Genomic DNA, 12,044 nt, shown 5'->3' with positions numbered 1-12,044 from the left:
GCAGCTTCGACCAGGGGGGTCGGCTCCGGTGTTCGAAGTGTCACACCTTGACCCGTCCGACCAGGTCGGGACCAGGTCGTTCGAATGGCACCCTACGGCAGCCCGGAGGTGACCGGCCGGTAGCCGTCGGCCACGGACCGTACGCCCCCGCGGCGGGGGCGCACCCGGGCGCTCCGGGGCGTACCGAGGGACCGCCCTGATCGCGGGGCGCGATAGCCTGCTCCGGGCGCACCCGGCCGAGCAGGCTCGGCCGGACCAGCACGGGACGACGCGGAGGGCCATTCCATGGCGGAGCACACCAGGTCGAGCATCACCATCGACGCGACCCCGGCGACGGTCATGGCCGTGATCGCCGACTTCGCCGCCTACCCGGCCTGGACCGGCGAGGTCAAGGAGATCGAGGTCCTGGAGACGGCGGAGGACGGCCGCGCCGCCCAGGTCCGGCTGGTCCTCGACGCCGGCGCGATCCGCGACGAGCACGTCCTCGCCTACACCTGGGACGGCGACCGCGAGTGCGCCTGGACCCTGGTGCGCAGCCAGATGCTCCGCTCGCTCGACGGCTCCTACACCCTGGCCCCGCTCGGCGCCGACCGCACCGAGGTCACCTACCAGCTCGCGGTGGACGTCAAGATCCCGATGCTGGGCATGATCAAGCGCAAGGCGGAGAAGGTCATCATCGACCGGGCCCTGGCCGGCCTGAAGAAGCGGGTCGAGGACACCGCCGCCGGCACGGCGCTCTGAGGCCCGGCGGCGCGGAGGAACAGGGGCGGTACGGCATGACGGCGACACGCACCATCCTGGTCAGCGGCGACCCGGCGGCGCCCGAGGTGGCCGCCGCCACCGCCCTGCACGCCGCCCGGCAGGGCCGGCGCACCCTGCTCCTCGCGGCCGACGACCCGCACCGCACCCTGGACGCCGTGCTCGGCGTCCGGCTGGAGGCCGAGCCGGCCGGGTACGCGCCCGGCCTGGCCGTCGCCAGGACCGACGAGCAGGCCGCCTTCCGGCACGCGCTCGACGAGATCGGCGGTCGGCTCAAGCCCGCCCTCGACCTGCTCGGCGCCGACCCGCTCGACCCCGAGGAGCTCACCGCGCTCCCCGGCACCGCCCGGCTCGCCCTGCTCCGGGCGCTGCCCGCGGTCGAGGCCGAGGTCCTGGTGGTGCTCGCCCCGCCGCCCGCCGACCTCATCGCCACCCTCGCCCTGCCCGAGCAGCTGGAGCGCTACCTGGCCCGGCTCGTCCCCGAGCAGCGCCAGGCCGCCCGGGCCCTGCGGCCCCTGCTGGCCGGCCTCGCCGGGGTCCCGATGCCCGCCGACTGGCTGTACGAGACGCGCGCCAAGGCCGCCGGCGCGCTCGCCGAGGCCCGCGCCGCGATCACCGCGCCCGGAACCAGCGTCCGCCTGGTCACCGCCGCCGACACCCACCCCTTCGCCGAACTGCGGCGGATCCGGGCCGGCCTCGCCCTGCACGGCCACCGCCCGGACGCCGTGGTGGTGCACGGGGTGCTGCCCGACGCCGCCGCCGACTCGCCCGACCCGTGGCTGGCCGCCCTCGCCGGTCGCCGCCGGGACGAGCTGACCGCGCTCGCCGCCACTCTGGACGGCATCCCGCTGCTCACCACCGGGCCCGCCGAGGCCACCCTGGAGGCCGTCGCCGACCGCCTCTACGGCACCGGGCCCGGCCCGGAGGCGCGGGCCGCCGGGCCGTGGACCGTCGAGGACCGGCGGGCCGCGGACGGCCTGCTGGTCTGGCGCCTGGAACTGCCGGGTGCCGCGCGGGAGGACCTGGACCTGGTCCGGCGCGGGGACGAGCTGGTGGTCGGCCTGGGCGCGCACCGCCGGGTGCTGGCCCTGCCGTCGGCGCTGCGGCGGTGCACGGTCGCCGGTGCGGGGCTGCAGGACGGGGTGCTGGCGATCCGCTTCGCCCCGGACCCGGCTCTCTGGCCCCGATAGTCGCCCGCTCGCCTCCGGGGCGCTTCTGTCCGGTGCCGACGGTCGTTGCTCCCTCGCTCCTTCGTCGCTCCCTCGCGCCTCCCTTTCGGCACCGGCGCGCCTCTTCGGCTCGGGGCGGGGGTCGCCCGCTCGCTTTCCTTCGCGGGGCTCGGGGCGGGGGTCGCCCGCCTGTCTTCCGTGCAGGGGGCCCAACGGGGTCCGGTAGCGTCGGGGCGGGTGGCCGCGGGCGCGGGCACCGTTGTTGAGGAGGCGCGCGCGATGACCACCACCGACCGGAACGAGCCCACCGCCGAGCACCCGTTCGGGCCGGAACTGGGCCCGCTGGTGGACGAGGTGCGCCGGTTCGCCTCCGTCGTCGGCGAGAAGGCCCAGGAGGCGAGCGCCGAGACCCTGCTCTCGCTGGCCGGGCTGGCCGACCGGCTGCGCGAGAAGCAGCCCGAGGTGTACGACCACCTCGCCGCCGCCGGTACCGGCCTGGCCGCCGCCGGGGCCGAGCTGCTGGCCGCCTACCGGGCCGCCGTGGCGGGCCACGAGCACCGCTGGACCGCCGGGGAGCCGACCCGCACCGAACGGGTGGACCTCGACGACGCAGCTGAGGGACCGTCCGCCAAGCAGTGAACCCCTGATCCCCTCCGGGTCACATCGTGGCTTCACCCTGTGATGCCACCGGTGAAAATGTACGACTTTTGAAGGGGCTCGGGCGGGTTGGGAGCGGATTGTCTTCGGTTAATGTATGCGACGGTGTGTACGGGGGCTTGGTTGGGCGGTACCGTTCCGTCCAGCGGGAACGAGTGAATAGCTGAGGGACACATGGCTCTGACCATCGGCGTCGACGTCGGCGGGACCAAGATCGCGGCAGGCGTGGTCGACGAGGCCGGCGAGATCCTGGCCCGGACCAGGGTGCCCACCCCGGCCGACCCGCAGTGGGCGGTCGACGCCATCGCGCAGGCCGTGCGCGAACTCAAGGAGCAGTACCCCGACGTGACCGCTGCGGGCATCGGAGCCCCCGGCTTCGTCGACCGCGAGCGCTCGACGGTGATCTTCGCCCCCAACATCGACTGGGAGGACGAGCCCCTGCGCGGCCGGGTCGAGGAGCTGACCGGCCTGCCCGCGGTGGTCGAGAACGACGCCAACTGCGCCGCCTGGGCCGAGTACCGCTTCGGCGCCGCGGCCGGTTACAGCGACATGGTGCTGATCACCGTCGGCACCGGCATCGGCGGCGGCCTCGTCCTGGACGGCCGGCTGCACCGCGGCCGGTTCGGCGTGGCCGGCGAGATCGGCCACCTCAACATGGTCCCGGACGGCCTGCCCTGCGGCTGCGGCGGCCGGGGCTGCTGGGAGCAGTACGGCTCCGGCCGCGCCCTGCGCCGGTACGGCCGGGAGCGCGCCGCCGAGGACTCCGTGCGCGGCAAGCGGATGCTGGAGCTCAACGACGGCGTCGCCGAGACCATCCGCGGCATCCACATCACCCAGGCCGCCGAGGAGGGCGACCCGCTCGCCCTGGAGTGCTACGCCGAGCTGGCCGACTGGCTGGGCCGGGGGATGGCCGACCTCGCGGCGCTCTTCGACCCGGCCGTCTTCGTGCTCGGCGGCGGCGTCTCCGACTCCGGCCGGCTGCTGCTCGACCCGGTCGCCAAGGCCTTCGAGCACTACCTGACCGGCGGGGTGCACCGCCCGCGCGCCGAGGTGGTGCTCGCCTCGACCGGTTCGGCCGCCGGCATCGCCGGCGCGGCCGACCTGGCCCGCACGGTCTGACCCGTCCCCCCGCACCGCCGACGGCGGCCCGGTCCCGCGCGGACCGGGCCGCCGTCGTTCCCGCTCCGTCGGGAGGTGTCGCTCCGCCGGGCGGTGTCGCGCCGTCGGCGGCCCCGGCGGTCCGGGCGGTAGCGTCGTCCGGGACGCCCAGGGGAGGACCGCCCATGACCGCCGCACCGGCCGAACTTCCGCCGCCCGCACCGGGCAGGATCCGGCTGCTCAGCTACAACGTCCGCTCCCTGCGGGACGACCGGCAGGCGCTCGCCCGGGTGATCCGGGCCTGCGAGCCGGACCTCGTCTGCGTACAGGAGTCGCCGCGCTACTGGCGCCCCGAGGGGCAGGCCGCCTGGCTCGCCCGGGCGACCGGCACCGTGGTGCTGAGCGGCGGCGGCCGGACCGCGGCCGGGCCGCTGCTGCTAGGCCGCCCCGGCGTCCGGCTGCTGGCCGTCCACGACCGGCTGCTGCCGAAGACCAGGGGGCTGCACGCGCGCGGCTTCGCGACCGCGCTGGTCGAGGTGGCCGACGCGGCGCCGTTCACCGTCACCAGCTGCCACCTCAGCCTGGACGCGGACGAGCGGCTGCGGCAGTTCGGACTGCTCGCCGGACAGCTGCGGTACGCCGGACCCGGCGTGATCGCCGGGGACTTCAACGAGCACCCGGACGGGCCCGGCTGGCGGTCGCTGGCCGAGCGGCTCCAGGACGGCTACACGGTGGCGCCCTGGGGCGGCGAGATGACCTCCGTGCCGGAGAACCCCTACCAGCGGCTCGACGCCGTCTTCGCCACCCCCGACATCGAGGTGCTGTCCTGCGGCGTCCCGCACGGACTGCCCGGCGTCACCGGGGCCGACCTGCTCGCCGCCACCGACCACCTGCCGGTCCTGGCCGTGCTCCGGCTGCCCGCACCGGGACCGGGCGCCGCCGGCCGGTGACACGGCCGCGCGGCGCGGCACACCCGCTCGGGTGCCGCGCCGCGCCGACGTACCGCCGGGGGAGTGCTAAGGGCAGCTGATGACGGTGTCACCCGCCGCCGCGGTGCAACTGTCGGTGCCGGAGCCACCGTTCAGAGTGTCGGTGCCGGGGCCGCCGTTGAGCGAGTCGTTGCCGATGCCACCGGTCAGACGGTCGTTGCCGAGGCCGCCGAGGAGCGTGTCGTTGCCGGACCCGCCGTCGACCGTGTCGTTGCCCGAGCCGGCGTAGACGGTGTCGTTGCCGCCGCCCGCGTTGACCGTGTCGTTGCCGCCGAGGGCGCAGATGACGTCGCTGCCGCCGGTGCCGAACAGGGTCTCGCCGTTGGCGGTACCGATGATCGTGCAGCCGTGGGCGTTGTTGACGCCGGTGTTCGTGGTGGCGGTGTTGTTGGCCGGCCCGCCGCGAGGGTGCCGAGAGCGCAGTTGGCGCCGGTGGCGGTGGTGGTGCAGCTGCCCTGGCCCGGCGTGGCCGAGAGCACGGTGCCCGGGCCGGTGAGCGAGTCCGTGAGGGTGACGCCCGTGGCGCTCTGGCCGGTGCCGCGGTTGGTGACCGTCACGGTGTACGACGGGGTGTCGCCGATGCTGGTGGTGCTGGGAGCGCTCCGGGTGACGGCCAGGTCGACACCGGCCGGGGCGTTCAGCCCGCCGCGAGGGTGCCGAGAGCGCAGTTGGCGCCGGTGGCGGTGGTGGTGCAGCTGCCCTGGCCCGGCGTGGCCGAGAGCACGGTGCCCGGGCCGGTCAGCGAGTCCGTGAGGGTCACCCCGGTGGCGGCCGCGGCGCTGTTGTTGGTGACCGTCACGGTGTACGGGGCCTGGCCGCCGGCGGTGACGGTGGCGGGACCGGTCTTGGTGACCGAGAGGTCGACCCCGGCCGGCGTGCCGGCCGCGCCGTCGTAGCGGGCGAGGGCCGCGTCACCGTCGCTGAAGCCGGCCGCGAGGATCCGGCCGTCCGCCTGGACGGCGGTGCCCAGCGCCTGGTCGAAGCCCCCGCCGAAGTCGGTGGTGGTCCTGCCGTCGCCGCTGAAGCCGGTGTCGAGGGCGCCGCTCGGGGTGTAGCGGGCGAGCGCGAAGTCACTGGCGCCGCCCGACACCGTGGAGCCGACGGCGACGATCGCGCCGCCGGACTGCACCGCGACGCCGTAGGCGATCTCGCTGCCGCCGAAGTCGGTGGTGACCTTGCCGTCGGTGTCGAAACCGCCGTCGAGGTTGCCGGCGCTGTTGTAGCGGGCCAGCGCGAAATCGCCGCCGGTGTACCCGGCGGCGACGATCTTCCCATCGGGCTGCAGGGCCACCGCGTGGGCGAACTCGACGCCGCCGAACGTCGTGGCGACCTTGCCGTCGCTGCTGAAGCCCGTGTCGAGGGCGCCGCTCGCGGTGTACCGGGCGAGGGCGAAGTCGTAGTTGCCTCCGCCGCTGCCGGTGTACCCGGCGGCGACGATCCTCCCGTCGCTCTGCACCGCCACGGCGCGGGCCGCGTCGGCACCGCCGTCGAAGTCGGTGGTGACCTTGCCGTCGGAGTCGAAGCCGCTGTCGAGGGTGCCGTCGGCATTGAGCCGGGCCAGCGCGAAGTCACCCCCCGTCAGACCCGCGACGACGATCCGCCCGTCACCCTGCACCGCCGCGCCGAACGCGTCGTCGGCGCCGCCGGTGCCGAAGTCGACGGTCACCTTGCCGCCGGTGCCGAAGCCGGTGTCCAGCGAGCCGTCGGTGTTGTACCGGGCCACCGAGAACCAGCCGACGCCGCCCTCGGGCACCTCGCTGCGCCCGACCGCCACAATCCTGCCGTCGGCCTGGAGGGCGAGGCCGCGGGCCTCGTCCGAGCCGCCGGCGAAGTCCGTCGTCACCTTGCCGCCGGTGCCGAAGCCGGTGTCCAGCGAGCCGTCGGTGTTGTACCGGGCGAGGGCGAAGTCGTCGCCGGCACCCGCGTAGCCGGCCACGACGATCCGGCCGTCCGTCTGGACGACGACACCGCGGGCCTCGTCGCCCCCGCCGCCGAAGTCGGTGGTCGTCCTCCCGCCGGTGCCGAAGGCCGGATCGAGGTCGCCGGGCGCGGCGAGCGCCGCCCCGGGGACCGCCAGTGCGAGCAGCAGGCCAGCGGCCACCGCCGCGCCCAGCCGACCGGATCCCGGCCAGGCGCCGGATCTCGGTCCGGACCCGCGCTCGGGCTTGGACTTGGACTTGGACATGGGCAAACGGTCCACTTCGAGTCTCCTCGTCGTCACGCCGACCCCTGGTCCGGTGGTCCTCGTGCCGAGGTCCTCGCGGCGGCGGCGTCGCCTCACGGGTGCACCGCGCACCCGCCACCCCGGACGGGCCCCTTCGTGCACGATGGGCACCCGGTCCCGGGGCGTCGGCACACAGCTTCGGGTCGCCCCCCGCGACGGCCCGGCAGGGCCGGGCGCCACTGCACCCACTGGCCGCCGAACTCCACCCCGAGGAGTGACCGCGGAACCGGTCCGGCACGCCGACGGCCTCCCGGGCGGTGCCCGGGAGGCCGTGCGACGGACGTCCGGGAGCGGCCCGGGCGAGGGAAGCGGAGCGTCAGACGACGGCGCCGCCGTGCGGGTCCTCGGGCTCGTCCTCGTCGCGGTCCTTCATCCGGACCACCAGGGTGGCGAAACCGCCGAGGAAGGAGGCCACCCCGACCCAGGCCGGCCAGCCGGAGACCTCGCGCCAGACCACCGCGTCGAAGAGCAGCAGCGCCGGCCCGCCGAGCACCGCCAGCCAGGCGAACTTGGCCGTGGTGTCGGCCTCGGGCAGCGGCGGCGGCTCCGGCGGGACGAAGTGGCCCTCGTCGGTCTCCTCGGACAGCTCGAAGTCGCGCGGCCCGGCGGAGCCGGCGGCCGGCATCACCGGACGGCCGGAGCGGGGGCGCGGCTGGGGCGCCAGGTCGGAGAGGTCGCCGGGCTCGCCGGGGAGCCGGTCGGCGCCGGGGTCCTTGAAGCCCTTGAGCTCGTTGCGTGCCCGGAGGTTCTCGACCTCGGGCCAGTTGGGGTTGTTGAGGTCCACCGGGTCGTCGAACTGGGCTACCAGCGCGGCGAAGATCTCGTCCTGCTCGGCCTGGCTGCGCTCGGGCGCGCGCCGCGTCCGGGACGGCTCGGCCGTACCGCCGCCCTCGCCCGCCACCGGGGCGTCACCGGAGCCGGAGCCCGAAGCCGTGCCCGAGCCGGAAACCGGACCCGAGCCGGAAACCGGACCCGAGGCCGTCCCCGGACCCGAGCCGGACCCGGACGCGCCGGCCGTCGTGGCCTCGCCGCCCGTCGCCGGGGCCGCCGCGCCCCCGGCCGGGCCCCGGCCCGTCTGCTCGCCGTCGGCCCGCCCGGCGCCCGGCCGCGCGCCGCCCGTGGTCGCACCGTCCTCGCGGGGCGCGTCGTCCTCGCCGCCCGCCGTGCTGCTCTCGTGCACTTCCGGCCCTTCAGCCTTGGTGGTGGTCGGATTTCACCGGAGTGACGCCCGCCGCGTGCGCGGGAGCCAACCGTCGGATGAAGTCCTGGGCGGCCGCGAATATTTCCCCCGCGTCGTGGTCCAGCGTCGCGACGTGGTAGCTGCGCTGGCACAGCCGCTCCGTCACATCGGTCGAGGATATCCGGGCCAGCACCAGCTCGGAGTTGGCCGCGGAGACCACGTGGTCCTGCGGGCTGCGGAAGAGCAGCACCGGCTGGGTCACCCGGGGCAGCCGGGCCTGGACGTCCTTCCAGAGCCGGGCCAGCGACCAGGCGGCGTGCAGCGGGGTGCGGTCGTAGGCCAGCTCGTCCGCGCCGGGCCGGGCGATGTCGTTGGCGACGCCGGGCACGCTCGGCACCAGGTGCCGCAGCACCGGCAGAATGACACTCGCGGGGTTGTCCGACCGCACCGACGGGTTGACCAGCACCAGCCCGGCGATCCTCGGCCCGTGCACGGAGGCCAGTCGCAGCGCCAGCCCGCCGCCCATCGACAGCCCGAAGACGAAGACCCGCTCGCACTGCCCGGCCAGCGTGAGCAGTTCCCGCTCGACCTCGGCGTACCAGTCCTCCCAGCGGGTGAGCTGCATGTCCTGCCAGCGGGTGCCGTGGCCCGGCAGCACCGGCAGCCCGACCGTGTACCCGGCCCGGGCCAGGTCCTCGGCCCACGGCCGCAGCGACTGCGGGGAGCCGGTGAACCCGTGGCAGAGCAGGACGCCCACCGGCCCGCCCCGGTGGCGGTACGGTTCGGCGCCGGGCAGCAGCGACATGGCGGGCTCCTTCGCGGGCGAGGACGCTGGAGGGTGGCGCTGGAGGTGGCGCTGGTACGAGCGGTACGCGCTGGACGTGCGGGAGCGCCCGGGGACCGGCCGGCACCGGAGGCTGCGGAATTCGCATCGTCCCACGTGCCCGCCCGCCCCGTACACCCCCGCCGGGCACCGGGCCGCCCCGCCCCCGGAACACCCCGCCGGGGCGGGGCGGGGCACGGGCGGACACCGAAGGGCATTAGGATCGACCGGTCCGCAATACAGGAGGCCCGGGTTGTTCTACCGACTGATGAAGATGATCGTCGCGCCACTGCTTCGGATCTTCTTCCGGCCGTGGATCGAGGGTGAGGAGAACATCCCCACCGAGGGTGCCGCGATCATCGCGAGCAACCACCTCTCGTTCTCGGACTCCTTCTTCTTCCCCGCGCTGATCAAGCGCCGGGTGACCTTCATCGCCAAGGCGGAGTACTTCACCACGCCGGGCATCAAGGGTCGCCTGACCGCCGCCTTCTTCAAGGGCGTCGGCCAGCTCCCGGTCGACCGCTCGGGCGTGCGCGGCGCCGGCGAGGCGGCGATCCGCTCGGCGATCGCCGTGCTGGACCGGGGCGAGCTGTTCGGCGTCTACCCGGAGGGCACCCGCTCGCCCGACGGCAAGCTCTACCGGGGCAAGGTCGGCGGCCTGGCCCGCGTCGCCCTGGCCACCGGCGCGCCGGTCATCCCGGTCGCGATGATCGACACCGAGAAGGTGCAGCCGCCCGGCCAGGTGATCCCGAACTTCGGCACCCGCCCGGGCATCCGGATCGGCCGCCCGCTGGACTTCTCCCGCTACCACGGCATGGAGAACGACCGCTTCATCCTCCGTTCGGTGACGGACGAGGTGATGTACGAGATCATGCGGCTGTCCGGCCAGGAGTACGTGGACATCTACGCGACCGCCGCCAAGCGGCAGCTGGCCGACGACAAGAAGAAGGCCGACGCCGAGCGCAAGGCCGTGCAGAAGGCCGAGCAGGCCGCCGCCAAGGCCGAGAAGGCCGAGGCGGAGAAGCTGGAGAAGGCCGAGGCGGAAAAGGCCCAGCAGGAGAAGGCCCAGCAGGAGAAGGCCGCGCAGGAGCAGCAGAAGGACACCGGGCCGGCCTGAGTCGGGGCGGACCCGGCGCCGGGGGAGGGCGACAGGGATGACGGACGGCGGCAGAGCCGGGGCGGCGCGCCCGGGCACGGTCGGCGCGGCGGTGGCGGCGGGCGGCATGTCCGTCGAACTGCCGCTCTGGCGGGCGATCTCCTCGTTCCGGGTGCTGGCCCTGGGCTACGCGCTGCTCCGCTACTTCGACTCCTACCTGGAGTTCCTGCACCCCGTCGCGGGCTGGATCTACCTCGGCGCGCTGACCCTCTGGACGCTCGCCTCCACCCGGGCCTTCTCCGGTCCGCAGCGCTGCACCTGGTACGTGCTCGCCACCGATCTCACGCTCGTCGTCACCGGCATCGTGATGAGCGGCATGGTCGACGAGCCCTCCCGGATCAGCCACGGCGCGCCGACCCTGCCCACCATCTGGGCGGCCGGCACCGTGCTCGGCTTCGCCGGCCGGGGCGGCTGGCGGTGGGCGGCGGCGGCCGGCTCGGTGATCGGGGTGGCCAACATCCTCGGCCACGGCGGCGCGACCGGCGACAACCTCCACAACATCGTGCTGCTCATGGTGGCCGGCTGCGCGATCGGCTATGTGATCGAACTGGCCCGGGCCAGTGAGGCGACGCTCACCCGGGCGCTCCAGGTCGAGGCGGCCACCCGGGAGCGGGAGCGGCTCTCCCGGGACATCCACGACGGGGTGCTGCAGGTGCTCGCGCTGGTCCAGCGCCGGGGTACCGAGCCCCCGGCCGGCGGGGCCGACCTCACCGAGCTGGGGCGGCTGGCCGGCGAGCAGGAACGCGCCCTGCGCGCGCTGATGAGCGGCGGACCGCTGCCCGAGCAGCGCGCGCCGGAGCAGCCGCAGGACCTCCGGGCCCTGCTCGCCCCGTACACCGACGAGCGGGTGACCGTCTCGGCCCCCGGCACCCCGGTGCTGCTGCCCGGGCGGACCGCCGGTGAGCTGGCCGCCGCCGTCGGCGCCGCGGTGGACAATGTGCGCCGGCACGCCGGGCCCGGGGCACGGGCCTGGATCCTGGTCGAGGACGAGCCGGAGGCCGTCACCGTCTCGGTCCGCGACGACGGTCCGGGCTTCGCGCCCGGGCGGCTCGGCGAGGCGGAGCGGGCCGGGCGGCTCGGCGTCTCCCAGTCGATCCGGGGCCGGCTGCTGGACCTCGGCGGCACCGCGGAGCTGTACTCGGCGCCCGGGGAGGGCGTCGAGGTGGAGCTCAGGGTCCCGCGCACCTCGTCCGGCGCCCCGGCCGGCCTCCTGTGACACCTCCCGCGAAAGGGTTCCGCGCATGACCACCGACCTGTCGACCGATCAGCAGGCGGCCGCCGCCCGTCCGGTGCGGGTGATGGTGGTGGACGACCACCCGATGTGGCGCGACGCCGTCTCCCGGGACCTCGCCGAGGCCGGGCTGGACGTGGTGGCCACCGCCGGGGAGGGTGAGGAGGCCGTCCGCCGGGCCCGTGCCTGCTCCCCGCAGGTCGTGGTGCTCGACCTCAACCTGCCCGGCCTTTCCGGCGCCGAGGTCTGCCGCCAGGTGGTCGGGCACGACCCGTCGGTGCGGGTCCTGGTGCTGTCCGCCAGCGGCGAGCACGCGGACGTGCTGGAGGCGGTGAAGTCGGGTGCGACCGGCTACCTGGTCAAGTCGGCCGGGCGGGAGGAACTGCTCGACGCGGTGCGCCGCACCGCCGTCGGCGACGCGGTGTTCACCCCCGGCCTGGCCGGGCTGGTGCTCGGCGAGTTCCGCCGGCTGGCGGCCGAGCCGCCCGTCCCGGCCGCGCCGGTCGTCCCGCAGCTGACGGCCCGGGAGACCGAGGTGCTGCGGATGGTCGCCAAGGGGCTGTCGTACAAGCAGATCGCCGATCGGCTGGTGCTCTCCCACCGCACGGTGCAGAACCACGTCCAGAACACCCTGGGCAAGCTCCAGCTGCACAACCGGGTCGAGCTGGTCAGGTACGCGATCGAGCAGGGGCTGGACGACGCGGTGTGACGCCCGGGCGGGGTGTGCGGACAGACCACCCCGCCCGGGCGTCACCGGA

At 75.3% G+C, this 12,044-nt stretch carries 12 protein-coding genes and 1 pseudogene; 8 read left to right on the top strand and 5 right to left on the bottom strand.

Features of this window, described 5'->3' with window-relative positions:
- Positions 1-285: 285 nt before the first annotated feature.
- The 5 genes from IF01_RS0102215 to IF01_RS0102195 all read left to right on the top strand — a co-directional run bounded on the left by IF01_RS0102215 (position 286) and on the right by IF01_RS0102195 (position 4,633).
- Positions 286-741 (top strand): SRPBCC family protein, encoded by a 456-nt coding sequence (locus IF01_RS0102215; protein WP_030391492.1) that lies wholly within the window; start codon positions 286-288, stop codon positions 739-741.
- 35 nt (positions 742-776) lie between these two features.
- A complete protein-coding gene (locus IF01_RS0102210; protein WP_030391491.1) occupies positions 777-1,949 on the top strand; it encodes an ArsA family ATPase in 1,173 nt (390 codons plus the stop codon).
- Between the two features lie 258 nt (positions 1,950-2,207).
- Entirely contained in the window at positions 2,208-2,567 is a 360-nt protein-coding gene (locus tag IF01_RS43460; RefSeq protein ID WP_051742016.1) for a DUF5304 family protein, read from the top strand.
- Positions 2,568-2,759: 192 nt separating this feature from the next.
- The gene (locus tag IF01_RS0102200; RefSeq protein WP_030391489.1) at positions 2,760-3,704 is read left to right on the top strand and encodes an ROK family glucokinase; all 945 of its coding nucleotides are present in this window, start codon (positions 2,760-2,762) and stop codon (positions 3,702-3,704) included.
- Between the two features lie 164 nt (positions 3,705-3,868).
- On the top strand, positions 3,869-4,633 hold the full coding sequence (locus tag IF01_RS0102195) for an endonuclease/exonuclease/phosphatase family protein (RefSeq protein ID WP_051742013.1): 765 nt from the start codon (positions 3,869-3,871) through the stop codon (positions 4,631-4,633).
- Positions 4,634-4,699: 66 nt separating this feature from the next.
- Here the strand turns inward: IF01_RS0102195 and IF01_RS49570 are convergent, their stop codons facing one another.
- The 5 genes and pseudogenes from IF01_RS49570 to IF01_RS0102180 form a co-directional block, all read right to left on the bottom strand.
- Positions 4,700-4,957 (bottom strand): calcium-binding protein, encoded by a 258-nt coding sequence (locus tag IF01_RS49570; protein ID WP_279617245.1) that lies wholly within the window; start codon positions 4,955-4,957, stop codon positions 4,700-4,702.
- 161 nt (positions 4,958-5,118) lie between these two features.
- Positions 5,119-5,253, bottom strand: a pseudogene (locus IF01_RS49560) (hypothetical protein); the annotation flags it as partial.
- 56 nt (positions 5,254-5,309) lie between these two features.
- A complete protein-coding gene (locus tag IF01_RS41195; protein ID WP_157855140.1) occupies positions 5,310-6,872 on the bottom strand; it encodes a DUF11 domain-containing protein in 1,563 nt (520 codons plus the stop codon).
- Positions 6,873-7,212: 340 nt separating this feature from the next.
- The gene (locus IF01_RS51325) at positions 7,213-8,076 is read right to left on the bottom strand and encodes a hypothetical protein (protein ID WP_051754823.1); all 864 of its coding nucleotides are present in this window, start codon (positions 8,074-8,076) and stop codon (positions 7,213-7,215) included.
- Between the two features lie 10 nt (positions 8,077-8,086).
- On the bottom strand, positions 8,087-8,881 hold the full coding sequence (locus IF01_RS0102180) for an alpha/beta hydrolase (RefSeq protein ID WP_037778630.1): 795 nt from the start codon (positions 8,879-8,881) through the stop codon (positions 8,087-8,089).
- Positions 8,882-9,167: 286 nt separating this feature from the next.
- Between IF01_RS0102180 and IF01_RS0102175 the strand changes: the two genes are divergently transcribed.
- Genes IF01_RS0102175 through IF01_RS0102165 form a run of 3 tightly spaced genes read left to right on the top strand, consistent with a single transcriptional unit; the run spans position 9,168 to position 11,995 of the window.
- On the top strand, positions 9,168-10,016 hold the full coding sequence (locus IF01_RS0102175; RefSeq protein WP_037778794.1) for a lysophospholipid acyltransferase family protein: 849 nt from the start codon (positions 9,168-9,170) through the stop codon (positions 10,014-10,016).
- 37 nt (positions 10,017-10,053) lie between these two features.
- On the top strand, positions 10,054-11,271 hold the full coding sequence (gene macS, locus IF01_RS0102170; protein ID WP_369826237.1) for a MacS family sensor histidine kinase: 1,218 nt from the start codon (positions 10,054-10,056) through the stop codon (positions 11,269-11,271).
- Between the two features lie 25 nt (positions 11,272-11,296).
- Complete coding sequence (locus tag IF01_RS0102165) at positions 11,297-11,995, top strand: response regulator (protein ID WP_030391482.1); 699 nt, start codon at positions 11,297-11,299, stop codon at positions 11,993-11,995.
- Positions 11,996-12,044 lie beyond the last annotated feature (49 nt).

This window comes from Kitasatospora purpeofusca (assembly GCF_000718025.1).
GTDB lineage: Bacteria > Actinomycetota > Actinomycetes > Streptomycetales > Streptomycetaceae > Kitasatospora > Kitasatospora purpeofusca.
This window is presented reverse-complemented; position numbering and strand designations above follow the sequence as displayed.